Here is a 24,543-nt window from a genome sequence, read left to right on the forward strand (position 1 = left end):
GACTTGCATGTGTTAAGCCTGCCGCCAGCGTTCGTTCTGAGCCAGGATCAAACTCTCAAGTTTTGAAACTTTGATTGGCTTTTGACACTGCAATCTAAAAAGACCGCAGTCTGGTCACGCATTCGAATTGACGAGAACATTCACACCTGGACAATCTCTTGCCCTGGTAGACTTATTCTCTCAAAAACGTGTCCGCCAAAGTCTCGTTCGGCCCCATCACTGCGAAGACTTTAGTCTCCGCTCCGGGACCAGCAGAACTCTGCCGCCCACGTTTCTCTTTCTTCAATCTTCAATTTTCAAAGAACAGACATCGAAGACACGATGTCGTGGGCCCGTTTCGCTTTCGGCTCCGGGGCCCGTCGAGGTCGCTATAAGCGGCTCGCTTGATTTCGTCAACCAGGGCGTTTCTTAGAAGCGAACTTCAGGGTCGCCAGCGGCGCGCCGCCCTCGTTGTTGAGGCGTATATAGGCCCCACCCTCGCAGACTGTCAACGACCTTTTTCGCCTTTTTTGAATTTTTTGCGACAAAATCCAGACAACCCTGCAAAACCCTGCGTAAGGTCGAACGGTGTGCCCGCACCAGGCCTGCTTCCGTTCCCATCCCCGGGGACAAACAGACATGTTTCTCCGTTGTGACGAGGGAATCGGGCGCTGGATTTTGGCAAATCACCTCGCTGCCGACGATCCGGATCGCCACGCCACAGCATTTCGTCGGGTGCCTGACGGCAGAAATGCGGGCCTGTCTGCCCGCGCCCCCGCTGCTTCCTATAGAGAGAGACGGTTGGCGGTCGTGCCGGGCGGCCAGGGATCATGGATAAGAGCCGGAGAACCGCTCAATCCATGTCCAGGCCCCGTTCCTCCGCCACGCTTATTCTGCGCTGCGAATCTCAACCGATGATTTGATTGGGGGTCGGCCCCGAATACCGGCCAATAGGGCACCCGGATGATTCGAGCCCGAACAGTAGAGAGAGTACCGTGCCATTCCCGCGAGCCTGGCCGAAACCCTTGCCTGTTCGCGGGCACTCCTAATGGCTCCCAGTAGAGATATGGCTCGCAGGCGGCGCCCCGGCAGCCAGGGAATCATGAGTGAAGGCCGAAAGAACGTTTCGATTCGTTGGGCCGCGATTCACACGATTGATGATTTGCAGCGAATCGGCGCCGCGTTGCCGGCGATTCTGTCGGGCCGGGCGATTCGCAGCTCGTCGAGGGCCCGGCCTCGGGCGATTCCCAAAAACAAAAACGCGGGGACCTGCCCCGCGTTTTCCGCTCCCGCACTAATAGGAGAGCCTTTTCTCTTTCGATGACGTGCCTAGGCCGCGCCGGCGGTCTTGGCCTTCTCGAAGCGCTTGCGATCGTTCGGATCGAGATAAAGCTTGCGCAGACGAATCGACTTCGGCGTCACCTCGACCAGTTCGTCGTCCTGGATCCAGGCAAGCGCACGCTCCAGCGTCATCCGAATCGGCGGCGTCAGCTTCACCGCCTCGTCCTTGCCGGCGGCGCGGATGTTGGTGAGCTTCTTGCCCTTCAGCACATTGACCTCGAGGTCGTTGTCGCGGGAGTGAATGCCGATGATCATGCCCTGGTAGACCTTGACGCCGGCGTCGATGACCATCGGGCCGCGATCCTCAAGGTTCCACAACGCATAGGCCACGGCCTCGCCCTGCTCGTTGGAGATCAGCACGCCATTGGTGCGCCCCGGCAGCTCGCCCTTGAAGGGCTGGTAAGAGTGGAACAGCCGGTTCATCACCGCCGTGCCGCGCGTGTCGGTCAGGAGTTCCGACTGATAGCCGATGAGGCCGCGGGTCGGCGCATGGAAGACGAGGCGCTGGCGGTTGCCGCCCGAAGGCTTCAACTCGACCATCTCGGCCTTGCGCTCGCTCATCTTCTGCACGACGACGCCGGCGTGTTCTTCGTCCACGTCGATGACGACTTCCTCGACCGGCTCGAGCAGTTGGCCGGCCTCGTCCTTCTGCATGACGACGCGCGGACGCGACACGGCAAGCTCGAAACCTTCGCGGCGCATGGTCTCGATGAGAACGGCAAGCTGAAGCTCACCGCGGCCCGAGACATAGAAGGAATCCTTGTCGGCCGATTCCTCGATCTTCAGCGCGACACTGCCTTCGGCTTCCTTCAGCAGGCGATCGCGGATGACGCGGCTCGTCACCTTGTCGCCCTCGGTGCCGGCGAGCGGCGAGTCGTTGACGAGGAAGGACATCGTCACCGTCGGCGGATCGATGGGCTGAGCCAGCATCGGCTCGGAAACCGCCGGATCGCAGAAGGTATCGGCGACCGTGCCCTTGGACAGGCCCGCAATGGCGACGATGTCGCCGGCCTGCGCTTCGTCGATCGGCTGGCGCTCGATGCCGCGGAAGGCGAGGATCTTCGACACGCGACCGTTTTCCAGAAGCGTGCCGTCATGGTGCAGCACCTTGACCGACTGGTTGGGCTTAAGCGTGCCGGCCTCGATGCGGCCGGTGATGATGCGGCCGAGGAACGGATTGGCCTCGAGGATGGTGCCGATCATGCGGAACGGGCCTTCGGCCACCTTGGGCTCCGGCACATGCTTGAGCACCAGGTCGAACAGAGGCGCCAGGCCCTCGTCCTGCGGACCTTCGGGGTTGGCGGCCATCCAGCCGTCGCGGCCGGAGCCGTACAGGATTGGGAAGTCGAGCTGCTCGTCGGTGGCATCGAGGGCAGCGAAGAGGTCGAACACTTCGTTGATGACCTCGTTGTGGCGAGCGTCCGGACGGTCGATCTTGTTGATCGCCACGATCGGACGAAGACCGACCTTCAGCGCCTTGCCGACCACGAACTTGGTCTGCGGCATCGGGCCTTCGGCAGAGTCGACCAGCACGATGGCGCCGTCGACCATGTTGAGGATGCGTTCGACCTCGCCGCCGAAGTCGGCGTGACCGGGCGTGTCGACGATATTGATGCGGGTACCCTTCCATTCGACCGAAGTTGCCTTGGCCAGGATGGTGATGCCGCGTTCCTTTTCGATATCGCCCGAGTCCATCACGCGCTCGGCGACGCGCTGGTTGTCACGCACGGAGCCGGATTGCTTCAGGAGCGCATCGACCAAGGTTGTCTTGCCATGGTCGACGTGCGCGATAATCGCGATATTGCGGAGTTTCATATGGGGGTCCGAGGAGGGTTGGCGGGCGCCAGCCAGGCGACGCCCCGCGTTTCACTTGGGCGCGCTCTTACATGGTTTTTCGCAATTGCGAAAGGGGCGGACGCAAAACAGCCCGCCAAAGCGGCCGTCGCCAGCGCTGGGAGCGTCGAAGCACCCACCGGGCCGGTCACACAAGGCCGCGCTTCTCCATCATGGCGTCGGGCGTCGGCATCTTGCCGCGGAAGGCGGTGTAGAGCTCCTCCGGGTCGGCCGAACCGCCGGCCGAATAGATATGTTTGCGCAACCGCTCGGCCATGGCCGGATCGAAGGCATTGCCCGTCTCCTCGAAGGCCGCAAAGGCGTCGGCATCGAGCACCTCCGACCACATGTAGGAGTAGTAGCCGGCCGAATAGCCGTCGCCCGAGAACACGTGCTGGAAATGCGGGCTGCGATGGCGCATGACGATGGCGTCCGGCATGCCGAGCGCTTTCAGCGTCTCGGCCTCAAAGCCAAGCGGATCTTCCGGCGCGTCGGCGCGCGCATGATAGGCCATGTCGACCAGCGCCGAGGAGGTGAACTCGACCGTGTTGAAGCCGGCGCCGAAGGTTTTTGCCGCCAGCATCTTGTCGAGCAGTTCCTTGGGCATCGGCTCGCCGGTCTTGAAATGCAGGGCGTGTTTTTCGAGCACTTGCGGCACCGTCAGCCAGTGCTCGTAGAGCTGAGAGGGCAGCTCGACGAAGTCGCGCGACACCGAAGTGCCCGAGACGGACGGCCAGGTTACGTCGGTGAGCATGCCATGCAAGGCGTGGCCGAACTCGTGGAACAGGGTCTTGGCCTCGTCGAGCGACAAGAGCGCCGGCTCGCCTTCGGCGGGCTTGGCGAAATTCATGATGTTGTAGATGATCGGGCTGGAGCCGTCGCCCAGCCTATACCCCGACTGCAGCGAGCTCATCCAGGCGCCGGAGCGCTTCGACGGCCGCGCGAAATAATCGGCGAGGAACAAGGCCCGGTCGCTGCCGTCGGCGTTCTTCACTTCGAAGACGCGCACGTCCGGATGCCAGCCGGGAATGCCCTTCTTTTCCACGAAGCTGATGCCGAACAGGCGGTTGGCTACGTCGAAACAGGCGTCGATGACGCGCTCGAGCTGGAGATAGGGCTTCAGCTCCGCCTCGTCGAAGGCGTATTTCTCGGCCCGCAGCTTTTCCTGGTAGAAGCGCCAGTCCCAGGCAGCGAGCTTTTCGTTGCTGCCGCCGGAAGCGGCGATGCGCTGCAGTTCGGCCTCGTCGGCCGCCGCCTTCTCGCGCGCCTTGTCCCACACCGGCTCCAGCAGCGCCATGACCGCCGAGGGCGTCTTGGCCATGGTGTCGTCGAGCTTGAGCGCGGCATAGTTCTCGTAGCCGAGCAGCTTGGCCTTTTCGGCCCGCAGCTTGAGCGTGGTCTTGACCACTTTGCTGTTGTCAGCCTTGCCGCCGTTCTCGCCGCGCATGGTGAAGGCCCGGAAGGCCTTTTCACGCAGGTCGCGACGCTCGGAAAATGTCGTGAAGGGCTCGTAGATCGAACGCGACAGAGTGACGGCGTAGCGGCCCTTCTGGCCACGCATCTCGGCGGCTTGCGCCATGGCGCTCTTCAAAAAGTCCGGCAGGCCGGCAAGATCGCCTTCATCGAGGAACATCGCCCACTCGCTTTCGTCGGCGAGCACGTTCTGGCCGAATTGCGCGCCGAGCGAGGCAAGCTCCTCGTTGATTGCCGCCAGCCGCTTCTTGCCTTCCGCATCCAGCTTCGCGCCGGCGCGGACGAAACCCTTCCAGCTGCGCTCCAGCACCCGAAGCGTCTCGGCATCGAGCCCAAGCGTGTCGCGGCGCTGGTAGAGGTCGTCGATGCGAGCGAACAGCTTCTCGTTCATAGAGATGGTGGAATAGTGCCGCGCCATCTTCGGCGAGATGTCGCGTTCCAGCGCCTGGATGGTCGGGTTGGTGTGTGCACCGGCCCGGCACCAGAAGATCGCCGAGACGCGGTCCAGCGCATCGCCCGAAAGCTCCAGCGCCGCAAGCGTATTGTCGATCGTCGGGGCCTCCGAATTGCCGGCGATCTCCGAGATCTCAGCCTCATGCGCCCTGAGCGCCGCATCGAACACGGAGGCGAAATCGCCGTCGCCGATGCGCGAAAAATCCGGCAGCCCGAGCGGACCGCTCCACAGCGTGAGCGGATGGCTTTTCAGATCGACAGCGGTCACGGACGGCATTGGCGGCTTTTTCCTTATGGTCGGACATTCGGCGGGAGGCACCGGCCGGAACCGGCAACCAGGCCTCGATGTAAGGTGGCAACCTGCCCGGCGCAACTCTTGACGGCCGACAACGGACTTCTTAAGGAAGGGTGATAATAAGGGGGAATTAGTATTTCCATGCCATACAAGGTAAACCCGGACAGCTTCGGCTTCCTCATCACCGACGTGGCCCGGCTGATTCGTGCCGAGATGGACAGGCGGATCGGCGAGGCCGGTCTCGGCCTGACACCGAGCGAGGGCCGCACGCTCTCGCACGCCGCTCGCGCCGGCGCCGTTCGCCAGAACGTCTTGGCCGAGCGCATCGGCGTTGAAGCGATGACCCTGAGCAGTTCGCTCGACCGCCTGGAGGCCCAGGGGCTTGTCGAGCGGCAGCCCGACCCCGCCGACCGCCGCGCCAAGCTCGTCCGCGTCACTGAGGCTGGGGGCGAAATGCTGGAGCGCATGGCACCGATCAGCCTCGCATTGCGCGGCGATGCCTCACAAGGCATTGACGCCGAGGATTGGGACCGCCTGCTCGAAATGCTGAAGACCATTCGCGCCAGCCTCACGGCGGCAAAGTCCGCATTGGGCTCCAAGGAAGACGCCAACACATGAACATGCAGGCATTCCCGACGGCGGCCGCCATCATGAGCGAGCGGCGCGTAGCCCTGATCGGCGGCATGCTGGCCGCGATCGGGCCGATTTCGATGTCACTCTTCACGCCGGCCATGCCTGAGATCGTTCGCGCCTTCGGCACCACCGAAGCGGCGGTGAAGATGACCCTGTCGCTCTATTTCGGCGGCTTTGCCTTCGCCCAGCTCGTCTGCGGCCCGCTGTCGGATGCCTTCGGCAGACGCCCGATCACGGTGGCCTTCATGGCCATCTATCTTGCCGGCAGCGTTTTCGCCCTGCTCTCGCCCACCATCGAGCTTCTGATCCTGGCGCGCTTCCTGCAAGGCGTCGGCGCCGCTGTCGGTGTAGCCATTTCCCGTGCCCTGGTTCGCGACATCTTTACCCATGAACGTTCCGCCCGGATCATGAACCTGATCGGCATCATCCTGGCGATAGGGCCGGCCTTCTCGCCTACGATTGGCGGCTTCACCATGCAGCTTTTCGGTTGGCACGCCATTTTCCTGCTGATGGTGGGGATGGGAGGGCTCATCGTGCTCGTCACTTTCGTCACAATGCGGGAGACGGTGGTGCGCGACGCCTCGCGGCTTCGCCCCAGGCAGTTGGCCGCGACCTACGGCACGATCATCACCACGCCCTATTTCATGCTGGCGAGCCTGGCCATGGCAGGGAGCGCGGGAGCGATCTACGCCCAGGCATCGGTGCTGCCCTTCATCCTCATGGAGCGCATCGGCCTCACGCCGACCAAGTTCGGCGCGGCCATGCTGATCCAGTCGCTCAGCTACATATTTGGTTCGGTGGTGCTGCGCACCCTCATTGGCCGCTTCGGCGCGTTCCGCCTGGTACCTGTCGGCCTTGCCTGCATCGGCACGGCCAGCCTGATGCTTGCACTGGGGTTGAAGCTATATGAGCCGACATTCCTTGGCGTGATGGGCCCCGTGGGCGTCTATGCGTTCGGCATCGCCTTCGTGACGCCGGCCATGAGCACTGCGGCGATGGCTCCCTTCCCCAGAAGCGCCGGTGCGGCTTCCGCCGTCCTGGGCTTTCTGCAGATGGGCGCCGGCCTGCTCGGCGGGGCATGTGCGGCCCTGATCGGCGATCCGGTTGCCGCCATGGCGACGATCATCCCCACGATGGGGCTGTTGGCCATTGTCTCCTGGAGCATCTGGCGCAGGCTGGCCGAGCCATCAAGCCACCTCAAAACCGGCAACTAGCGCGAACGGCGCCGCGCCCGGCTCAATCCACTTCGGGCCGCTCGAAGTCACCGGTTTCCTTGTTCATGACCCAGAGTTCGCCGGTGGAGATGTCGAACCAGGCTCCGTAGAGGGTGAGCCGGCCCTTCTCCTCCAGGATGCGCACGCAAGGGAACGTCCTGAGATTGGCGATGGAATAGCGGATCGAGATGCGTTCCAGCGAAGTCTGGCGCTCGGTCGCGGTCATCAGCGTATTGCCGGAAACGGCCTCCGCGGCCGGGGCCAGAAGGCCCATCCACTGGCCAATGAAATCGCCCGGCGACAGCGGTGCCGCATCGGTGTTCAGCGCTGCCTTGATGCCGCCGCAGCGGCCGTGGCCCATGACGACGATGTTCTTGACCTTGAGCGCCTGCACGGCAAATTCCAGCGCGGCCGAAGTCGAGTGATATTGCCCGTCCGGCGCATAGGGCGGCACCAGATTGGCCACGTTGCGCAGCACGAACAGTTCGCCCGGCCCCGCCCCGAAGATGATTTCCGGCGCCGCGCGCGAGTCGCAGCAGGCGATCACAAGGGTTTCCGGCGATTGGCCCTGTCGGGCAAGCTCGCGATAACGGCTGGTTTCCGTCTGGAAGGGGCCGTTCATGAAGTTGCGATAACCGGCGAGCAGCTTTTTGGGCAGATGGGTCATGAAAAACCGCATTAAAGCCAAAGCCGCCGCCGATCAACGCAAATACGGGCCGCGCGCGCCTGCTTTTTTACGCCCAGATGGCGACCGGCAGCCCGTGCTCGTCCGAGCCGGGCGGGTCAGGAAAGCAGATGGCCTCGCCGCGGGCGAAGCGCGCAGCCACCAGCATCACCGCCGCGGCGTCGAGGAAATCGTCTTCCGCCGCGCCGCGCGGCGGTGCCTGGTCGAGAAAGCCGCGCGCCAGTTCGTGACGGGAAAGCAGCGCCTTGCGCTCTTCCATGCCGGGAGCGTTGACGCGCCCCTTGACCTTCTTTGGCAGGGACATGGCGCGCCGTCCGTTCAGCTGCCAGAACGCCACCTCCGGATGCGATTCGATGACCCGGCCGCGCAATTCGGGCCGCTCGATCAACAGCGCGTCAAGTTCCCGTATTTTCGAGAAAATGCCGAAGGCCTGGATGGAAACGCCGCGAGGCGGGCTGGACGTGGCGCGCGCCACGACACTCGCCTCGCGATGAGCTTCATACCAGGCGTCCAGCGTGGTGAAGCCGTCCGTCCGAGCATAGAGCGCGGTCCGCGAGGGAATTGAAAAGACGCTCGATTGCCGTTGCCCGAGCAGCGGCCGCACCAGGGCTTCCGGCCCGCGGCCGCCGCGGGATGAAAACGCCGGCAGGCCGATCGGCATGTCCACGGCGATCGCGGCATCGGCAGGAAGGGCCGCGACCAGATCGGCAAAGGTCGCGAACACAGTTGCTGCAACCTGCTCGCCCGGAATTCGGGACACGGCGATCCAGCCGGCCTTGCAGCCGTCGACGCCTGCGACGGCCCTTTCGATCGCCGCCCCGCTCACGCCCGCTTGTCGCGGCCAGGATGCAGCAGATGGCGCAGGTGCACCATCGCCATCGGATGCGACAGGCTCTGTGCATCCGTTTCAAGCTGCAATTCGTCGCCGCCGCGCTTGGCGGTGCGTGCAAGGATCTCGAACACCGAAGCGGTGGTCGAGCGCAGCGCCGCCTCCATCGTCTGCCCGCCCAGCAGGCGCGCCATGAAGACAGCGCCGGTCAGGTCGCCGAGGCCGTTCGGCGGGCGCTCGATGATGCGGTGTTCGGCGAGCAGCGCCGCAGTGGGGGTAACGAGAAGATTGCCGGTGCTGCCGGCCATCATGGCAGGGGCCGAGGTCACCAGCATGTTGGCCGGCCCGACATGCATGGCGGCTTCCACCACGGCGCGGACGCTATCGAGCTTGGCACCGACGATCCATTCGAGCTCGTAGCGATTGGGCGTGGCAATGTCGGCAAGCGGCAGCAGCGTGTCGCGCAAGGCGGCTGCGTGCGCCTCGGACACGTAGAGGCCGCCGAGGTCGCCCATCACCGGGTCGCAGACATAGAGTGCGTTCGGGTTCCTCGCACGCACCGCCGCGACCAGCGAGGCCACTGCCGCCGCCTGCTCGGCGTTGCCGAGATAGCCGGACAGCACGCCGGCCACCTCGCCCAGCCAGGGCGCGTTTTCGAGGTCCTTCATCAGTGCGGCGAATTCGCCCGGCTGCGGCACGATGCGCGTTGCCCGGCCGTGTCCGGGGTGCCAGGGCAGGATGACGGTGGGCACCGCCCAGACGGGATAGCCCAGCGTCTCCAGCGCGAAAACCGCGGCGCGATTGCCCACCGAGCCACGCGCGACATGGCTGGAGATGACGATGACAGCGCGCGGCGCGTCGGCGGTTTCGGATGTCATGGGTTCAGGCGCCCCGCAGCAGGAAAATTACCAGCCAGACCAGAAGTCCGGCGCATATCAGCAGTCCGAGCAGGCGACCGATGCGCGTGCCCCAGTATTCGACGCGGTCGTCGCGGTCGACATCCGCGCCGGAGAAATGGTCCTTGGCCCGCCGGGCCGTGCGCGAGACAACCGACGCACCGCCGCTGCCGCCCTCCCGAGCGACGCGGTCGAGTATGCGTCGCGATTCGTCGGCATCGTTGCTGCCTCGCTGTGTCACGGTCCGGACCTCTTTCCGGGGCGAATTCTACCGGCACGACCCCAGCCGTGACAATGCGCAATCGGAGCGATTCGCCGAGCGCGGATGCGATGCGCAGACCAGGCCATTTCCTTGCGCGGCAACTGTGCTACTTTTCGACTGCCCGGTCATGAACCAGAGGATGTTCCATGTTCGCCCAGCGCCTGCCGCTCCCGTCCATCCGCTCTTTTTCGGCTTTTGTTGTGATGGCGGTCATGCTGCCGCTTCTGGCGGGGTGCGGCTACAATACGATCCCCACCCAGGAGGAACACGCCAAGGCGGCCTGGAGCGAGGTGCTGAACCAGTACCAGCGCCGCGCCGACCTGATCCCCAACCTGGTCGAGACGGTCAAAGGCTATGCCTCGCATGAAAAGGCCACGCTGGACGCAGTGGTCTCGGCCCGCGCCAGGGCAACGCAGACCGTGTTGCCGCCGGAGGCGCTGAACGATCCGGAAAAGTTCAAGGCTTCCAGGAAAGTCAGTCCGGCCTGACCAGCGCGCTTTCGCGCCTGCTTGCGGTCACCGAGAACTATCCCGACCTGAAGGCCAACCAGAATTTCCTCGCCCTTCAGGCGCAGCTGGAAGGCACCGAAAACCGCATCGCCGTTGCGCGGCGCGACTACATCGAGGCGGTGCGGGTCTACAACACGACGCTCAAGACCTTCCCGTCGATCCTATGGGCAAAGCTCTGGTTCACCGACGCCCAGCCGTTCCAGAACTTCACGGTTCCCGAGGACAAGATCGAGGCGCCGAAGGTCAATTTCAACTAGCATGAAGGCAGACGCCGCAATCGAACGGCCCAGGGTTTTGAAGGCGCGGACTTCGGCCGGCGCCGGGGCATGGCCATGGCGCCGGCTCGCTCCCGTCCTGTTCATGCTGGTGGCCTTGTTCTTCTGCGCCTTCGCGCAGGCCGCCGAGTTGCCGGCGCTTACCGGCCGCGTGGTCGACAATGCCGGCATGATGACGCCGGCCGCTCGCGCCGCGCTCGACCAGAAGCTTGCCAATTTCGAGAAGAAGTCCTCCGACCAGATAGTCGTCGCCACCATCGACAGTCTCGACGGCGAGGCCATCGAGCCTTACGCTAACCGGCTGTTCCGTGCCTGGAAGCTGGGCCAGGCCAGCGAAAACAACGGCGTATTGCTCCTGGTCGCCAAGGCCGACCGCAAGATGCGCATTGAGGTTGGATACGGGCTCGAAGGCACGCTGACCGACCTGCACACCCGGCTGATCATCGAGAACACCATGGTGCCGGCCTTCCGCGCCGGCGACTTTTCCGGCGGCATCAGCAAGGCCGTGGATGACATCATCATGGTGCTGGAGGGCAACGCCGCGGAACTGGAAGCGCGCGCAAAACGCAACCAGACCGAACAATCGGAGCCGGTCGACATATTCGCGCTGCTGTTCATCATCATCTGGGCCACGCTGTTCTTCGGCGGTTTTGCCATGGCGGTGCTGCCACGCATGTTCGGTCGCCGGATCGCACCCGGCCGCTATCGCTGGCTCGGCATGGATTTCAACTACAACTCCCGCGGCTCCTCCGGCGGGGGCTGGTCCGGCGGCGGCTGGTCCGGCGGAGGCGGGGGCTGGTCAGGCGGTGGCGGCTTTTCGGGCGGCGGCGGGTCGTCCGGCGGCGGCGGCTCTTCGGGGAGCTGGTGAATGAAAAGAGCGCACCACGCCATGAAACCGGAGGAGCATGCGCGCATCGCCGCCGCAATCCGCGAGGCCGAAACGAAAACCGCGGGCGAAATCTACTGCGTGGTCGCCCGCTCCAGCGGTAGCTATTTCTTTCCGGCGGCCTGTTTCGTGCTCGGCGCCATCCTGCTGCTGAGCCTGCCGCTGGCCCTGGTGCTTGAATATTGGTGGATCAGCCTTCGCCTGCCGGTCTTCGTCGCCGCGCAGCTGCTGGCCGCCGCCACGGCGCTGGCCCTGCTCTGGCTGGCGCCAGCTTCCCGCCTGTGGTTCGTGCCGCGCAGGGTCCGCTATCGCCGCGCCCACGAAAACGCGCTCAGGCAGTTCATCGCCCGCAACGTCCACATCACCGCAAGCCGCACCGGCGTGCTGATCTTCGTCTCGCTGGCCGAGCGCTACGCCTCGGTCGTCGCCGACGGCGGCATCAACCAGCACGTGCCCCAGCACGCATGGGACGCAGTGATTCGCGACCTGGTCGGCCACGCCAGCCGCGACCGTCTGGCCGACGGCTTCGTTTCGGCGATTGGCGCGGTGGGAGGCCTGCTCGCCGTTCACTTCCCCGCCCGCGCGGACGATGTGAACGAACTCGACGACCATCTGATCGAGATCTGAAGCCCGCTCGCGAGGCGATCGGGCTGCTGGCGGGCATAGCTCTTGCTTGCCTGTCCACCGGCGGAGGTTTATGGTTAACTAATCATGAACACGCTGATCATCGACATACGCAAGGCCGAACCACGCGACGCTGAGCAGATCGCGGAGGTCCACCATTTGGCCTGGCAGGGCGCCTATGCCGGCATCATTCCGCACCGAGCGCTGACGGCGATGATCAACCGTCGCGGAAGCGCCTGGTGGGCGAATGCGATTCGCCGCGCGGCAACTGTTCTGGTGGTGGAGATTGGCGGCACGATCGCCGGCTACGCAACCGTGGGGCGCAACCGCGCCCGCGAGTTGCCGCAGCAGGGCGAGATCTACGAAATCTATCTTCGGCCGGAATATCAGGGCATCGGGCTGGGCAGCCGCCTGTTTGCGGCCGCGCGCGAGAAGCTCGCCGGGCATGGGCTGAAGGGGCTGGTGGTCTGGGCCCTGGAAGACAACGACAATGCGCTGGCCTTCTACGCAGGCGCCGGCGGCCGCGATGTCGCCGAAGGGGTCGAGGTCTTCGACCAGAAGGCGCTGCGCAAGGTCGCCTTCGTCTGGGACTGACCCCGGGACACCTCCCCAAAACATGGCCATCGAGAGGACGGGACAGCTTGCCGCTGTTGCGCATGGCGCTCTTGGCGGCTATTTCCTGCGCCGAAAAGGAGACCACGCAGCCATGCGCATCGAAGCAATCCCCACCGGCAAGAATCCGCCGGAAGACGTCAACGTCATCATCGAGGTCCCGGTCGGCGGCGAGCCGATCAAGTACGAAATGGACAAGGAAGCCGGCACGCTGTTCGTCGACCGCTTCCTCTACACGCCGATGCGCTACCCGGGCAATTACGGCTTCGTGCCGCATACCCTGTCGGGCGACGGCGATCCGATCGACGTTCTGGTCTGCAACACGCGCGCCCTGATTCCGGGCTGCGTCATCAGCGTGCGCCCCATCGGCGTGCTGGTGATGGAAGACAATGCCGGCGAGGACGAGAAGATCATTGCCGTACCGTCGCCGCACATCACCCGCCGCTACGAGAATGTGTTCGAATACAACCAGCTGCCGGAGATCACCCTGCAGCAGGTGCAGCACTTCTTCGAGCACTACAAGGATCTGGAACCCGGCAAGTGGGTCAAGATCGGCGGCTGGAAGGACGCGGCCCACGCCAAGAAGATGATCGTGGAAGCGATCGAGCGCTACAACGCGCAGAAGGGCTGATCTCCCTTTCGTGCACTCACTCCAAGAAAAAGGCCGCTTCGCCCGAAGCGGCCTTTTTCTTGGGCCTGTCAGCGCGCGCTGCGCCCGGCCAGTTCTTCCAGCTTCGCCGTGAGGGCGCCGGCATCGCCGCTCAGGCGCACCGTCTTCAGCCGCGACGTGCCGCCCGCGACGACCGAGACATCGCTGCGCGCGATCCCCAGGGATGAAGCAAGAAGCTTCTCGAGCGCCGCATTGGCCGCGCCCTTCTCCGGCACCGCCCGCACGCGGGCGGCGAGATGCGACCGGCCGTCCGCCGCCGTATCGACACCCTCGAGGGCATCTTTCGACGAGCGCGGCGTCAGGCGCACATGGACATCGACGCCCTTGTCGTGGATCCGAAAGAAGCCGGCCAACCCAGCGCCCGTCAGACGACCAGCTGCAGCACCGTGGTCAGCAGAAACTGGCGCAGGAAGAAGATGATCAGAAGGACGATGATCGGCGAGATGTCGATGCCGCCGAGATCGGGCAGGAGGCGTCGGATCGGTGCCAACACCGGTTCCGTGGCGCGGAACAGGAAGTTCCCGATCGCGCCGACGAACTGGTTGCGCGAGTTGACGACGTTGAAGGCGTAGAGCCAAGAGAAGATGGCCGCGCCGATGAGAATCCACCAATAGATGTCCAGCGCCAGAACCAGGGTCTGAATGAGGGCGATCATGCCGTTCTCCGTTGAATTGGCGAGATGTAGCGGCTGCGCGCCCGGGCGACAAGACCTGGCAGCAGGGCAGGCTTGCGCGCCAACTACCTGCTTGACAGAAACCCGCGGCCAACCGTAAATGCGCGCCATCTGCTGAATGGGGCTGTAGCTCAGCTGGGAGAGCGCGTCGTTCGCAATGACGAGGTCAGGGGTTCGATCCCCCTCAGCTCCACCAGCGGATCGATTTTTCCCGACAAGTTCAAGTTTTCGGTCCGGTGCCTTGCCCGCGTGCCTTCATGTGTCGCGAGCCTCCGCGCGCCTCGGCTATGATGAAAAGAAGGCGAAGCGCACGACGAACAGCACAGCGACGAGCCACGTCGCCGCGTGCACCTGGCCGGGCCGGCCGGTGAGAGTTTTCAGTGCGGCGTAGCTGATGAAGCCGAAGGCGAGCCCGTTGGCGATCGAATAGGTAAATGGCATCATCATGGCCGTGAGGGCCGCAGGCGTGGCCTCGGTTATGTCGCCCCATTCCACGTCGACCAGCTCGCGCGCCATGAGGCAGGCCACATAGAGCAGTGCCGGTGCGGTCGCATAGACCGGCACATCCGCCGCCAGGGGCGAGAAGAACAGCGACGCCAGGAACAGCACCGCAATCACCAGCGCCGTCAGGCCGGTGCGCCCGCCGGCCTGGACGCCGGCGGCGCTTTCCACATAGGCGGTGGTGCTGCTGGTGCCCAGAAGCGAGCCGGCCACGATGGCGGTGCTGTCGGCCAGAAGGGCCTTGCCCAAGCGGTTCGGCTTGCCCTCCTCGATCAGGCCGGCGCGCTTGGCCACGCCGATCAGCGTGCCGGTGGCGTCGAACACTTCCACCAGTACGAAGACCAGGATGACGTGCACAAGCCCGGTGTGCAGCGCTCCCGCGATGTCCAGCTTCAGGAAGGTGGGCGCGATGCTGGGCGGTGCGGAAACCACGCCGTGGAACTGGCTGATGCCGAGCGCCATCGACAAAGCGGTGATCACGAGGATGCCGATGAGGATTGCGCCGCGCACCCCGAGCCCGTCGAGAGCGGCGATGATGAAGAAGCCCAGAATGGCGAGCAGCGGGCCGGTCTCGGTCACGTCGCCCATCGCAACGAAGGTGGCTTCGTTGGCCACGACTATGCCCGAGCTTTTCAGCGCCACGATGCCCAGGAACAGCCCGATGCCGGCCGCAACCGCACTTCGCATCGAGTGGGGAATGCCCGCAATCAGCCAGCTGCGGATGCCGGTCAGCGTCAGTATGAGGAAGATGACGCCCGAGATGAAGACCGCACCGAGCGCCTGCTGCCAGGAAAAGCCCAGCGCCCCGACGACAGTGAAGGCGAAGAAGGCGTTGAGCCCCATGCCCGGCGCCATGCCGATCGGCCATTTCGCGACCAGCGCCATGATGAGCGAGCCGAGCGCTGCCGCAAGGCATGTGGCCACGAACACCGCGTCGCGGTCCATGCCGGTGGTAGACAGGATCGCCGGATTGACGAACATGATGTAGGCCATGGTGAGGAAGGTGGTGAGGCCGGCTATGACCTCGGTTCGGACCGACGTGCCTTGTGCGCTCAGGTCGAAGTATTTTTCCAGCACGGATCTTCCCTCCGTCGGAGCCTGCCGGTTTCGTGACTGCGACATTGACGCCGCATCCTCGCCAGAGCCGTCACATTAACCGGATTCACGATGGTTGCGTAGCGCTGCATAGGTCGAAGCTTCGGCCGCCACGCGGTTGGTTTTTCGGGATCGACGGCAAACGAGATCACAAAAGCGGGAACCATCTGGCGATTGAAACCTTAACCAGCATCGGGCGCGCCAGTTATTGCGGCACGCCACAGTTCCAAAATTCTTCGCCGCGAGCCGCCCCGGCGGCCGACATTGGTCTTGGGCAGCAAAGAGGAGGTGCCTGGCGATGCGGATACTATTGCTGGCGCTGGCGGCCTATGTGACCATGCGCGTCATCGAAGAAAATTCCCCTCGCAAACCTGCCGCCGGAACGCCCCACACACCTGGCCTGGACAAAGGCGTGAGGTAAGGACATGAATACGCTGCAGTTCGCCATCTGCCTGGTAGGCTGCGCACTGGTCGGAACCGCGATCGGCGTGGTGTTGAGCAGTCCCAATCTCGGCTTCACCATCGGTCTTGCCGCCGGCGCGGCGATTGCGGGGGTGCTGATCGCGCTGGGCGACGAGTCCACCTGAAGGTGCACTATCCAGCCGTCGGGTCCTGTGCCGGCGTGCCGAAGATCATGTGCAGGAACTCCCCCAGCCAGCGCTTCAGGTGCATGTCCCAGATCAGCCGGCCGCCGAGATGGTCACGCCCGGGCTGCGCGCCCGGCAGCTCGAAACGGTGGGCGCCGCGCACCACCCAGCGATGCATCATGATGCGGGTGAGTTCGGCGTGAAACTGAATGCCCCAGGCGTTGTCGCCATAGCGGAAGGCCTGATTCGGATAGGTTTCCGAAGTGGCCAGCAGGGTGGCGCCCGAGGGCAGCGAAAAGCCTTCGCGGTGGAACTGATAGACCATTTCCGGCCAGTGCATCAGCTTCTTGCCCTCGTCGGTCGCCTTCAGCGGGTACCAGCCGATTTCAACAAGCCCCTCGTCGTGCCCCTCGACCCGGCCGCCAAGATGATTGACCAGCATCTGCGCACCCAGGCAGATGCCGAGGAGGGGACGGTTCTCCCTCAATGGCACCGAGAGCCAGTCAGTCTCGCGACGGATGAAGTCGTCCGTGTCGTTGGCGCTCATCGGCCCGCCGAACACCACCGCGCCGGCATGGCCTTCCAGCGTCTCGGGCAGATCGTCGCCAAGCGGCGGGCGCCGGATGTCCAGGTCGAAACCGTTTTCCAGGAGAAGATGGCCGACCCGCCCGGCACTGGAGCTTTCCTGATGCAGAACGACGAGGATTTTCGGTCTGCTGCTTGGCTGCATCCCAGGCATGGAGGTCATTCTTCCGAGGAACCGCCGGGACTATTTTGCGCCGCGGCCTCGGCAACCTGCTGCCGCATGGCGATGCGGTCGCGCCGATCGACGCCGAGCAGCTCGGCCACGCGCCATATGGTGTTGTCTTCCAGCTCGTGCAGCTGGCCGTCGGAATAGACGACTTCCCACATCAACCGGATGAATTCGACGCGGCCGCCCTCGTCCAGATGTCGGGCCAGAACGCTGGTGAACGCGTAGAGATCGACCGCTTCGGCGTCGGCCTTCTTGCCGGCGGCGATCAGCGCCGAAAGCTCGTGGCCCGTGACGCCGTAGGCTTCGGACAGGACCTGCTTCAGCCGTTCCCATTCGGCGTCCTGGCGCACGCCGTCCGCGCCGACGACATGGTAGAGAAGGGCGGCTGCGGCAACGCGAGGGTCATCGGCACCAGGAGCGGGGACGCCGGCCCTGCCGGCAGGCAGTTCCTTCAGAAAGGACAGAATGCGTTCGAACATCCGTGTTTCCTTCAAATCGAGCCGAAGCTAGCGCGCCCGCGACGCATGTGTCCATCGCGCGGCAGCCACAGGATTTGCAAAAGTGCACCGGCGGCAAGAGGCCTCAGAACAGCCGGAAACGTCGCTGGGCCTTCTCGGCTTCCTCCGGCGTCACGCCGGGGTCGTCGGGCAGTCGCGTCGGCTGAGGCACTTCCTCCACCACGGCATCGGTCATTGAGGCGGTGGCGACTTCGCGAACCGCTTCGGCGTGATGCTCGCGGGCGGGCTCCGCCGGCTCGGGCGAGACTTCGACCATGGACGGCCCAGGCTTCGCCGGAGGCTCGATTGCGCGCGGGGCGACTGGCAGGTCCTCCTCGTGCTGATCGATGAGGTGGCCCAGTCGCTCGACCGGCGCCTGCCATTCGAAGGCGTCGAGCTTGCCGGTCACCGGCGATGTCGGTGCCCAGCGTTCGGAGGCAACGCCGTCGGCGACCCACGCCGGATCGCGCGGCGCCCACCGTGCCTTGGCGAGGAAATGGCGCACCTTGCCCTGATCCCCCGTCTCGGCTTCCTCGATATCGGCCAGCAGCAGGTAGGCGCTTTCGCGCGGCTGCATGCGGATAGCGGCCTCCGCCTCATCGCGCGCCGTCCTGTATTCGCCGGCATCGAGGGCCGCACGCGCCACGGCGAGCGACGATTCGGGATGGTTCTGCTTCAGCGACTGAAGCCGGCGCGCCCGCGACAGGCGGTCGAGCACGGCATCGCCCGGACGCGCGTGGACGTAGAGATCGGCAAGTTCGGGATGCGGCTCCGCCTTCCAGGCCGTTTCGATGATTTTGGAGCCCTTGCGGATGTCGTCCTGCCGGAACAGGGCGCGTGCGGCCACAGCCGCAGCCGGCGCGAATTCCGGCGCGAGACGATTGGCTTCGAGGGCCGCCTGCCTCGCCGCCGGCAGATCGGTGTCGAGCAAAGACATGGCCTTTGCCGTCAGCAGGACGGCGCGACGGCGATTGGCGACGGCGGGCTCGATGTGGCGCGTGGATTTCTGCGCCTCGACGAGCTTCAGCGCGCCGTCCCAGTCGCCGCGCTCGACCTTCTCTTCCATGGTCGATTCCGATGCCCAGCCGAGTTGTGGTGCGACGTCGGCTGCGCGGCTGGCATAGTGCCTTGCGGCCTCGCGGTGCCCAAGCCGTTCGGCCTCGAGGTAGAGCCCGCGCAATCCGAGGAGCCGCATTTCGGGATCGTCCAGCATAGCCTCGAACTTGCTGCGCGCCGCCTCGTGGTCGCCTTCCAGAAGCGAGGCTTGCGCGTCCAGCAACTGGATCAACGGCTCCTGGTCGGAGCGGATCAACTTGGCCGCCTGCCTATTCATCTTGCGCGCCAGTTCGGCGTCGCCGGACCCGGCAGCGATCATGCCCGTCGACAGCGCTTGGTAGCCGCGGTCGCGGCGGCGGACGCGAAAATAGCGGGCGATGGTGTAGGGGCTGTTCCAGATCGACCTGGTGAGCCACCACAGCAACATCACGGCCGCGACGGTAGCCGTGACCGCGACAGCCGCGACGATGAGCTTCACCTCGTATTGATAGCCGTTGAAGGTGACGACCATGTCACCCGGCCGGTCGGCAAGCCAGGTAAAGCCCAGCGCGAGCACGAATACGACCAGGAGGAAGAAGAGGATACGGATCATCGGCTTCCCCCTATGCCTTCATCGCGCCGGCAACCGCCTCATCGACCAGCTTCTGCGCCTCGGCGCGTGCGCGGATCTTGTCGGCGAAGGCGCTGCCTGCCGCCTTGGCCGGCTCGGGCAGGGAGTTGTACTCGGCCAGCGCCTTGTCGAGTTCGCCGGCCTTCAGCTCGAATTCCATGCGCGCCACTATCTCCGGCACGCCGGCGCCTTCGACGGGGCCGACCGGCCGCACCGTCACCAGCGAAGCGGCGCTGTTCAGAAGCCTGTCGACCAGGCCAGCCTTCTCGTCGACCGGCCTGCCGGCGGCGATCATCGCCCTGACCGCCGCGTCGGCCTCGCCGAGAATCTCCGCCATCGGCGGCACGCCCGACTTTGCATAGGCACGCAAGCCGCCGAGACCGGGTGCATCGGGCGAAAGTGCTGCGAAAGTTTCCAGCTCCGCTTCGAACGGCGCGCCGCGCTCGACGGCCGACTTGAGCGCCGAAGCGGCGATGGCCAGCGCCACCTTGGGCTGCCCGGCGAGTGCCTCGACCTTGCCGGACAGGTCGTTGACCTTCTGCTCCAGCGCCGAAAGCTTGCCGCTGCTTGCGGTGATCGCCTCGCCGTTGGCCTTCTCCTGCGTCTCCAGGCCCGTGATTCGCTCGCCGATCGCCGTGACGTCGCTGGAAGCCGCCTGGTGCGCGGCCTGCTCGCGCAAGGCGGCAAGTTGCGACTCGACCTCCTTGAGGCGACCGTCCAGCGCCTCAGCGGCGTTCCCGCCGGCCGACGAAGCCTCGACGGTCTGGCGCAGGTTGGCAATGTCCGATTTCACCTGGTCGAGCGACTGGGTCACCGCCTCGATCTCGCCGGTCACCCGCGCATCCGGCTGGCCGCTGGCACCCTTCAACGTGTCGATGTCCCGACGCATCCCTGCAAGCTCGGAATGCAGCGCATCCAGCGCCGGCGCAGCCGCATTGCTCGTGCCGGGAGCCGGCAGCACGCCGGCATATTGCAACCCGCCGGCGCCAGCGAGGGCGATCAGCCCGCCGACGACGCCTGCGACGAGCGGCGCGAAGCCTCCGCGCCTGTTTTTCGGCTGCCCGGCTGAAGGCCCTGCTTCGTGCCTTTCCGCTGCGGCTTCGGCGGTCTGCGGGGCGGCAGTTGCGGCAGCAGCTTCGCCCGCGGCCGCCTCGGATTCGGGCTGCAAATCGGGTTTGCTCGGGGCGTCCGACGCCGCGGCGGTCTCTTCAGCCATTGTGGAATCCTGTGTCGTTGGGGTCTCGGACTGGGGCTCGGAGGACTCTTCCTGCGGTTCGGAAATGCGGGAGACCTCGCCCGGTTCCAGCTCGATCGTCACCGGTTCCCGCTGTGTCTTCGAGTGCCGCGTCTTCGGCGTCTTGACCATGTGAGAACTCCGCAATGCTTGTTGTTTTCAAATATTCCCGGCCACGAGAACCGCGCAAGGATCAGTACCACACCAGCGGGGCGTGAAAATAGGCGCGGTCATGAAGTGGGCCGGCAGACGGCCTCCAGAAGGGCCATCAGCGCCTTCTCGGACGGCTCGTCCGCCACGAAAATCTTTTCGCTCTGCGCCCCTTGGAGAGCCTCAGCGACCCGACCGGACAGGCAAAGGCAACACGCCGACGCAAGCCGGGGATCTTCTTTCGCAAGTGCAGAAAAGGCCTCGGCAGCCTTGGCCGAATAGAGCAGCACCGCATCGATCGGCGTATCCTTCGGCAATCCGGACAGGGTTTCCGCCGAATGCTCAGCAGGGCATGTGTCGTAGGTTTCGATAACGTCCAGCCGATATCCGGCACCCGCCAGCGTTCGCTCGAACTCGGGCATCCGCACGCGCCCGGTAAGATAGGTAATGCGCGCGCCCGTCGGCAGTTCGGCGGCAATCATCGCGGCAAGTCCGCTGGCATCTCCCGGACCTTCCGTGACGAGCCCGAAGCCGGCATCGCGCGCCGCCTTGGCGGTCTTCCGGCCCACCGCGAGGCACCGCCTCACATGCAGGGCGGCCACCAGCTCCGCCGGTGCATGCCGAATGGCATTGGCGCTGGTGACGGCGACGGCATCCATGTGATCAGGAAGGGTATCCGCGTCGACTGGAAGCGGCCGGGTCTGTGAAAGCGGCAGGACGATTGGCGAAAATCCCGCCTCTGCGAGCAGCCGCGCCGTTGCCGACGCGGCCGGCTCAGGCCGTGTCACAAGGACCCGGCCCCGCATTCAGCCCCAGCCCTCGAAGAAACGCGTTCCGGCCCTGTCCCGCACTTCCTCGCCAGCAGCCCGGCCGATCTCCGCCGCGTCCGACGCCTTGCCTTCGCGCCGCACCTCGTGCGCCTCCTTGCCGTCGACGGACAGGATGACGCCGCTGAACGACAGACGATCACCGTCGATCACCGCATGACCGGCGATGGGCGTGCGGCAGGACCCGTCGAGCACGCGCAGATAGGCACGCTCGCAGGCGAGCGCCTGTCCGGTGGGTTCGTGATTGATGGGCGCGAGCATCTGCTTTACCCACGCGTCCGCAGAGCGGATCTCGATGCCGATGGCGCCCTGGCCTGGCGCCGGCGGGAACATTTCCAGCGGCATCAGGTCGGTGATGATATGCTCCATGCCCAGGCGGCGCAGGCCCGCATTGGCGAGCAGCGTGCCGGCGGCGATGCCCTCTTCGAGCTTGCGCAGGCGCGTCTGCACGTTGCCGCGGAAGATCACCACATTAAGGTCGGGGCGCATGCGCCGGATCAGCGCCTGCCGGCGCAGCGAGGCGGAACCGACAGTGGCGCCTTGCGGCAGTTCGGCGATGGAAGGCGCGAGCTTGCCGATGAAGGCGTCGCGCGTGTCCTCGCGCGGCAGGAATGTCGTGGCCTCGAGGCCCTCGGGAAGAACGGTTGCCATGTCCTTGGAGGAATGGACGGCGATGTCGATGCGGCCGTCGAACAGGGCCTCCTCGAGCTCCTTGGTGAAGAGGCCCTTGCCTCCCACCTCCGAAAGCGGCCGATCCAGTATACGGTCGCCAGTTGTGGTCAGCGGCACGATCTCGAAGGCTTCTTCGCCAAGGCCGTGCGCGGCCATCAGCCTGGCGCGGGTTTCCGTGGCCTGCGCCATTGCCAGGGGGCTGGCGCGTGTTCCGATTTTCAAGGCTCTTGTTTGCATGGCGCTCGGTCCGTGATACCCACCCGGCGAACGGGAATGTTTCTTCCTCCAATTCTCCTATCGAGGAAATCACAGTCGGGCAATGCAACCAAATGACGCCATGATCCGCGTGCTCGGAATAGAGACAAGCTGCGACGAGACGGCTGCCAGCGTCGTCGCGCTCGGCGAAGGCTCGGCGCCGCAGATCCTGTCCAATGTCGTTCTGAGCCAGATCGAGGAGCATGCAGCCTTCGGCGGCGTGGTGCCTGAGATCGCGGCGCGCGCCCATGTCGAGGCGCTGGACGGCATCGTAGAGGCTGCGCTGGCCAATGCGGGCACCGGCCTGGCCGAGATCGACGCCGTCGCCGCCACCGCCGGCCCGGGGCTCGTCGGCGGGCTGATCGTTGGCCTGATGACCGCAAAGGCCATCGCCGCCGCCGCGGACAAGCCGCTGATCGCGGTCAACCACCTCGAGGGCCATGCGCTCACGGCGCGGCTCACCGACCAGCTCTCGTTTCCCTATCTGCTGCTGCTCGTCTCCGGCGGCCACACCCAGATCCTGCTGGTGCGCGGCGTCGGCGACTATCAGCGCTGGGCCACGACCATCGATGACGCGCTGGGCGAGGCCTTCGACAAGACCGCCAAGATGCTCGGCCTGCCCTATCCCGGCGGCCCGAACGTGGAAAAGGCCGCGGCAAGCGGCGATGCTGCGCGCTTTGCCTTCCCCAGGCCGATGAAGGGCGAGGCGCGGCCGGACTTTTCGTTCTCCGGTCTGAAGACCGCTGTGCGGCAGGCCGCGACCGCAATAGCGCCGCTGACCGAGCAGGACGTGGCCGACATCTGCGCCTCCTTCCAGGCGGCGGTTTCGGATGCGCTGGGCGACCGGGTCGGCCGGGCGCTGGCACGATTCCGCGAGGAATATCCCGACGCGAAGACGCCCGGGCTGGTCGTCGCCGGCGGGGTCGCGGCCAACCGGGCGATCCGGGCAACGCTGGAAACGCTCTGCCGGAACCACGGCTTCTCCTTCGTGGCGCCGCCGCATGCATTGTGCACGGACAATGCGGCGATGATCGCCTGGGCGGGAATTGAACGCATGCGCGCCGGGCTGGTAGAGCCCGGAGCAATGGATTTCGTGCCGCGTTCGCGCTGGCCGCTCGACAGCGTGTCGGCGCCGATTGTGGGCTCGGGACGAAGGGGAGCAAAGGCATGAGCGACTATCGCATCACGGTGCTGGGCGGCGGCGCCTGGGGCACGGCACTTGCCCTGACCATGGCCCGCGCCGGCAATGCCGTGCGTCTCTGGGCGCGTGACGCGGCAATGGTAGCGGCAATCAGGCAAGGCGAAAATCCGCACTACCTGCCTGGAATCCGCCTCGACCCGCCGCTGGACGCCACCACGGATCTCGATGAGGCGCTGCGCGGTGCCGATTGCGTGCTCGTGGTCACGCCGGCCCAGGCTCTGCGCGCGGTTCTGACCCAGGCCAAGCCGCATATGCCGGCCGGCGTGCCGCTGGTGCTGTGCGCCAAGGGCATCGAGCGCGACACCGGCACGCTGCTGTCTCAGATCGCGGAAGAGATTCTTCCGGGCAATCCGGTCGCGGCCCTCTCCGGACCAAGCTTTGCCACGGACGTGGCGCGCGGCCTGCCGACAGCCGTGGTGATCGCCGCGCGCGAGGAAAGCCAGGCCGCGGCGCTGGCGCAGCGTTTTTCGACCGGCAGCTTCCGCTGCTATTCGACCGACGACCTCGTCGGCGTAGAGCTTGGCGGCGCGCTGAAGAACGTTTTTGCGATTGCCGCAGGAGCCGTCACCGGGGCCGGACTGGGTGCCAGCGCGCAGGCCGCCATGGTCACGCGCGCCTTCGCCGAGTTGCGCCGCATCGGCGCCGCCTTCGACGTGCGGCCGGAAACGCTGATGGGGCTCTCGGGCTTCGGCGACCTGATGCTGACCTGCTCGTCGGCGCAGTCGCGCAATTTCTCCTACGGGCTGGCGCTGGGGCGCGGCGAGCCGCTTGCCGGCCGGCCGCTGGCCGAAGGCGTGGCCACTGCCGCGATTGCCGCACGCATCGCCCGCGAGCGGGGCATCGACGCGCCGATCACCACCGCGGTGGCGCAGATTCTCGCCGGCGCCCTCACCATTCACGAAGCGGTCGAGGCGCTGATGTCGCGCCCGCTGCGCCCCGAAGCCGAATAAGAAAACAGGAGC

Annotated in this window: 24 protein-coding genes, 1 tRNA gene, 1 rRNA gene and 1 pseudogene; 11 read left to right on the top strand and 16 right to left on the bottom strand. The window is 65.4% G+C overall.

Annotation, left to right across the window (positions count from 1 at the left end):
- The 3 genes from ABLE86_RS08975 to ABLE86_RS08985 all read right to left on the bottom strand — a co-directional run.
- Window positions 1-63, bottom strand: a 16S ribosomal RNA gene (locus ABLE86_RS08975); the annotation flags it as partial.
- Between the two features lie 1,245 nt (window positions 64-1,308).
- A complete protein-coding gene (gene typA, locus ABLE86_RS08980; protein WP_348778612.1) occupies window positions 1,309-3,135 on the bottom strand; it encodes a translational GTPase TypA in 1,827 nt (608 codons plus the stop codon).
- Window positions 3,136-3,301: 166 nt separating this feature from the next.
- Window positions 3,302-5,356, bottom strand: a complete 2,055-nt coding sequence (locus ABLE86_RS08985) for a M3 family metallopeptidase (RefSeq protein ID WP_348778613.1) — start codon at window positions 5,354-5,356, stop codon at window positions 3,302-3,304.
- 159 nt (window positions 5,357-5,515) lie between these two features.
- Here ABLE86_RS08985 and ABLE86_RS08990 point away from each other — a divergent pair, with 159 nt between their 5' ends.
- Together ABLE86_RS08990 and ABLE86_RS08995 are read left to right on the top strand one after the other, a co-directional pair.
- Window positions 5,516-5,992 carry a MarR family winged helix-turn-helix transcriptional regulator gene (locus tag ABLE86_RS08990; protein WP_348778614.1) on the top strand — a complete coding sequence of 159 codons (477 nt, stop codon included), beginning with the start codon at window positions 5,516-5,518 and terminating at the stop codon, window positions 5,990-5,992.
- Window positions 5,989-7,221, top strand: coding sequence for a multidrug effflux MFS transporter (locus ABLE86_RS08995; protein WP_348778615.1), 1,233 nt, complete (start codon window positions 5,989-5,991; stop codon window positions 7,219-7,221). The genes ABLE86_RS08990 and ABLE86_RS08995 overlap by 4 nt, the downstream gene beginning before the upstream one ends.
- Window positions 7,222-7,243: 22 nt before the next feature.
- On the opposite strand, the gene ABLE86_RS09000 is transcribed toward ABLE86_RS08995, so the two are convergent.
- The 4 genes from ABLE86_RS09000 to ABLE86_RS09015 all read right to left on the bottom strand — a co-directional run bounded on the left by ABLE86_RS09000 (window position 7,244) and on the right by ABLE86_RS09015 (window position 9,872).
- A complete protein-coding gene (locus ABLE86_RS09000; protein WP_348778616.1) occupies window positions 7,244-7,888 on the bottom strand; it encodes a carbonic anhydrase in 645 nt (214 codons plus the stop codon).
- A 67-nt stretch (window positions 7,889-7,955) separates the two neighbouring features.
- Window positions 7,956-8,732, bottom strand: coding sequence for a DUF429 domain-containing protein (locus ABLE86_RS09005; protein ID WP_348778617.1), 777 nt, complete (start codon window positions 8,730-8,732; stop codon window positions 7,956-7,958).
- Entirely contained in the window at window positions 8,729-9,613 is an 885-nt protein-coding gene (gene pdxY / locus ABLE86_RS09010) for a pyridoxal kinase PdxY (protein WP_348778618.1), read from the bottom strand. The genes ABLE86_RS09005 and pdxY overlap by 4 nt, the downstream gene beginning before the upstream one ends.
- 4 nt (window positions 9,614-9,617) lie before the next feature.
- Window positions 9,618-9,872, bottom strand: coding sequence for a hypothetical protein (locus tag ABLE86_RS09015; protein WP_348778619.1), 255 nt, complete (start codon window positions 9,870-9,872; stop codon window positions 9,618-9,620).
- A 167-nt stretch (window positions 9,873-10,039) separates the two neighbouring features.
- Between ABLE86_RS09015 and ABLE86_RS09020 the strand changes: the two are divergent.
- The 5 genes and pseudogenes from ABLE86_RS09020 (at window position 10,040) to ppa (ending at window position 13,430) form a co-directional block, all read left to right on the top strand.
- A pseudogene (locus ABLE86_RS09020) lies at window positions 10,040-10,659 on the top strand (LemA family protein).
- Between the two features lie 103 nt (window positions 10,660-10,762).
- Window positions 10,763-11,545, top strand: a complete 783-nt coding sequence (locus ABLE86_RS09025) for a YgcG family protein (RefSeq protein WP_348779197.1) — start codon at window positions 10,763-10,765, stop codon at window positions 11,543-11,545.
- The gene (locus ABLE86_RS09030) at window positions 11,546-12,190 is read left to right on the top strand and encodes a TPM domain-containing protein (RefSeq protein ID WP_348778620.1); all 645 of its coding nucleotides are present in this window, start codon (window positions 11,546-11,548) and stop codon (window positions 12,188-12,190) included.
- Between the two features lie 84 nt (window positions 12,191-12,274).
- Entirely contained in the window at window positions 12,275-12,781 is a 507-nt protein-coding gene (locus ABLE86_RS09035) for a GNAT family N-acetyltransferase (RefSeq protein WP_348778621.1), read from the top strand.
- A 112-nt stretch (window positions 12,782-12,893) separates the two neighbouring features.
- Entirely contained in the window at window positions 12,894-13,430 is a 537-nt protein-coding gene (ppa, locus tag ABLE86_RS09040) for an inorganic diphosphatase (RefSeq protein WP_348778622.1), read from the top strand.
- A gap of 68 nt (window positions 13,431-13,498) precedes the next feature.
- On the opposite strand, the gene ABLE86_RS09045 is transcribed toward ppa, so the two are convergent.
- Window positions 13,499-13,822, bottom strand: coding sequence for a DUF167 family protein (locus tag ABLE86_RS09045; protein ID WP_348778623.1), 324 nt, complete (start codon window positions 13,820-13,822; stop codon window positions 13,499-13,501).
- Between the two features lie 11 nt (window positions 13,823-13,833).
- Window positions 13,834-14,124: a YggT family protein gene (locus ABLE86_RS09050; RefSeq protein WP_348778624.1), complete on the bottom strand. Its 291-nt coding sequence runs from the start codon at window positions 14,122-14,124 to the stop codon at window positions 13,834-13,836.
- 138 nt (window positions 14,125-14,262) lie between these two features.
- Here ABLE86_RS09050 and ABLE86_RS09055 point away from each other — a divergent pair.
- A tRNA-Ala gene (locus ABLE86_RS09055) sits at window positions 14,263-14,338 on the top strand.
- 89 nt (window positions 14,339-14,427) lie between these two features.
- Here the strand turns inward: ABLE86_RS09055 and ABLE86_RS09060 are convergent.
- Window positions 14,428-15,720 (bottom strand): NCS2 family permease, encoded by a 1,293-nt coding sequence (locus ABLE86_RS09060; RefSeq protein ID WP_348778625.1) that lies wholly within the window; start codon window positions 15,718-15,720, stop codon window positions 14,428-14,430.
- 443 nt (window positions 15,721-16,163) lie between these two features.
- Between ABLE86_RS09060 and ABLE86_RS09065 the strand changes: the two genes are divergently transcribed.
- A complete protein-coding gene (locus ABLE86_RS09065; protein ID WP_348778626.1) occupies window positions 16,164-16,325 on the top strand; it encodes a hypothetical protein in 162 nt (53 codons plus the stop codon).
- 7 nt (window positions 16,326-16,332) lie between these two features.
- Here the strand turns inward: ABLE86_RS09065 and ABLE86_RS09070 are convergent, their stop codons facing one another.
- From ABLE86_RS09070 to hemC, 6 genes are all read right to left on the bottom strand, one after another.
- The gene (locus ABLE86_RS09070) at window positions 16,333-17,064 is read right to left on the bottom strand and encodes a glutamine amidotransferase (protein WP_348778627.1); all 732 of its coding nucleotides are present in this window, start codon (window positions 17,062-17,064) and stop codon (window positions 16,333-16,335) included.
- A gap of 5 nt (window positions 17,065-17,069) precedes the next feature.
- A complete protein-coding gene (locus ABLE86_RS09075) occupies window positions 17,070-17,558 on the bottom strand; it encodes a TerB family tellurite resistance protein (RefSeq protein ID WP_348778628.1) in 489 nt (162 codons plus the stop codon).
- A gap of 103 nt (window positions 17,559-17,661) precedes the next feature.
- Window positions 17,662-19,224, bottom strand: coding sequence for a heme biosynthesis protein HemY (locus tag ABLE86_RS09080; RefSeq protein ID WP_348778629.1), 1,563 nt, complete (start codon window positions 19,222-19,224; stop codon window positions 17,662-17,664).
- Window positions 19,225-19,234: 10 nt separating this feature from the next.
- On the bottom strand, window positions 19,235-20,608 hold the full coding sequence (locus tag ABLE86_RS09085; RefSeq protein WP_348778630.1) for a phage tail protein: 1,374 nt from the start codon (window positions 20,606-20,608) through the stop codon (window positions 19,235-19,237).
- Window positions 20,609-20,706: 98 nt separating this feature from the next.
- Window positions 20,707-21,432 carry a uroporphyrinogen-III synthase gene (locus tag ABLE86_RS09090; protein WP_348778631.1) on the bottom strand — a complete coding sequence of 242 codons (726 nt, stop codon included), beginning with the start codon at window positions 21,430-21,432 and terminating at the stop codon, window positions 20,707-20,709.
- Window positions 21,433-22,362: a hydroxymethylbilane synthase gene (hemC, locus tag ABLE86_RS09095; protein WP_348778632.1), complete on the bottom strand. Its 930-nt coding sequence runs from the start codon at window positions 22,360-22,362 to the stop codon at window positions 21,433-21,435.
- 103 nt (window positions 22,363-22,465) lie between these two features.
- Between hemC and tsaD the strand changes: the two genes are divergently transcribed.
- A complete protein-coding gene (gene tsaD, locus ABLE86_RS09100) occupies window positions 22,466-23,551 on the top strand; it encodes a tRNA (adenosine(37)-N6)-threonylcarbamoyltransferase complex transferase subunit TsaD (RefSeq protein ID WP_348779198.1) in 1,086 nt (361 codons plus the stop codon).
- Entirely contained in the window at window positions 23,548-24,531 is a 984-nt protein-coding gene (locus tag ABLE86_RS09105) for an NAD(P)H-dependent glycerol-3-phosphate dehydrogenase (RefSeq protein ID WP_348778633.1), read from the top strand. The genes tsaD and ABLE86_RS09105 overlap by 4 nt, the downstream gene beginning before the upstream one ends.
- Window positions 24,532-24,543: the final 12 nt, after the last annotated feature.

The organism is Mesorhizobium sp. KR2-14 (genome assembly GCF_040049255.1).
Lineage (GTDB): Bacteria > Pseudomonadota > Alphaproteobacteria > Rhizobiales > Rhizobiaceae > Pseudaminobacter.

Coding starts and splice junctions, on each gene's coding strand:
- typA (WP_348778612.1), bottom strand. CDS start 3,135: ATGAAACTCCGCAATATCGCGATTATCGCGCACGTCGACCATGGCAAG.
- ABLE86_RS08985 (WP_348778613.1), bottom strand. CDS start 5,356: ATGCCGTCCGTGACCGCTGTCGATCTGAAAAGCCATCCGCTCACGCTG.
- ABLE86_RS08990 (WP_348778614.1), top strand. CDS start 5,516: ATGCCATACAAGGTAAACCCGGACAGCTTCGGCTTCCTCATCACCGAC.
- ABLE86_RS08995 (WP_348778615.1), top strand. CDS start 5,989: ATGAACATGCAGGCATTCCCGACGGCGGCCGCCATCATGAGCGAGCGG.
- ABLE86_RS09000 (WP_348778616.1), bottom strand. CDS start 7,888: ATGACCCATCTGCCCAAAAAGCTGCTCGCCGGTTATCGCAACTTCATG.
- pdxY (WP_348778618.1), bottom strand. CDS start 9,613: ATGACATCCGAAACCGCCGACGCGCCGCGCGCTGTCATCGTCATCTCC.
- ABLE86_RS09025 (WP_348779197.1), top strand. CDS start 10,763: ATGCTGGTGGCCTTGTTCTTCTGCGCCTTCGCGCAGGCCGCCGAGTTG.
- ABLE86_RS09030 (WP_348778620.1), top strand. CDS start 11,546: ATGAAAAGAGCGCACCACGCCATGAAACCGGAGGAGCATGCGCGCATC.
- ABLE86_RS09035 (WP_348778621.1), top strand. CDS start 12,275: ATGAACACGCTGATCATCGACATACGCAAGGCCGAACCACGCGACGCT.
- ppa (WP_348778622.1), top strand. CDS start 12,894: ATGCGCATCGAAGCAATCCCCACCGGCAAGAATCCGCCGGAAGACGTC.
- ABLE86_RS09050 (WP_348778624.1), bottom strand. CDS start 14,124: ATGATCGCCCTCATTCAGACCCTGGTTCTGGCGCTGGACATCTATTGG.
- ABLE86_RS09065 (WP_348778626.1), top strand. CDS start 16,164: ATGAATACGCTGCAGTTCGCCATCTGCCTGGTAGGCTGCGCACTGGTC.
- ABLE86_RS09070 (WP_348778627.1), bottom strand. CDS start 17,064: ATGCCTGGGATGCAGCCAAGCAGCAGACCGAAAATCCTCGTCGTTCTG.
- ABLE86_RS09075 (WP_348778628.1), bottom strand. CDS start 17,558: ATGTTCGAACGCATTCTGTCCTTTCTGAAGGAACTGCCTGCCGGCAGG.
- ABLE86_RS09080 (WP_348778629.1), bottom strand. CDS start 19,224: ATGATCCGTATCCTCTTCTTCCTCCTGGTCGTATTCGTGCTCGCGCTG.
- ABLE86_RS09085 (WP_348778630.1), bottom strand. CDS start 20,608: ATGGTCAAGACGCCGAAGACGCGGCACTCGAAGACACAGCGGGAACCG.
- ABLE86_RS09090 (WP_348778631.1), bottom strand. CDS start 21,432: ATGCGGGGCCGGGTCCTTGTGACACGGCCTGAGCCGGCCGCGTCGGCA.
- hemC (WP_348778632.1), bottom strand. CDS start 22,362: ATGCAAACAAGAGCCTTGAAAATCGGAACACGCGCCAGCCCCCTGGCA.
- ABLE86_RS09105 (WP_348778633.1), top strand. CDS start 23,548: ATGAGCGACTATCGCATCACGGTGCTGGGCGGCGGCGCCTGGGGCACG.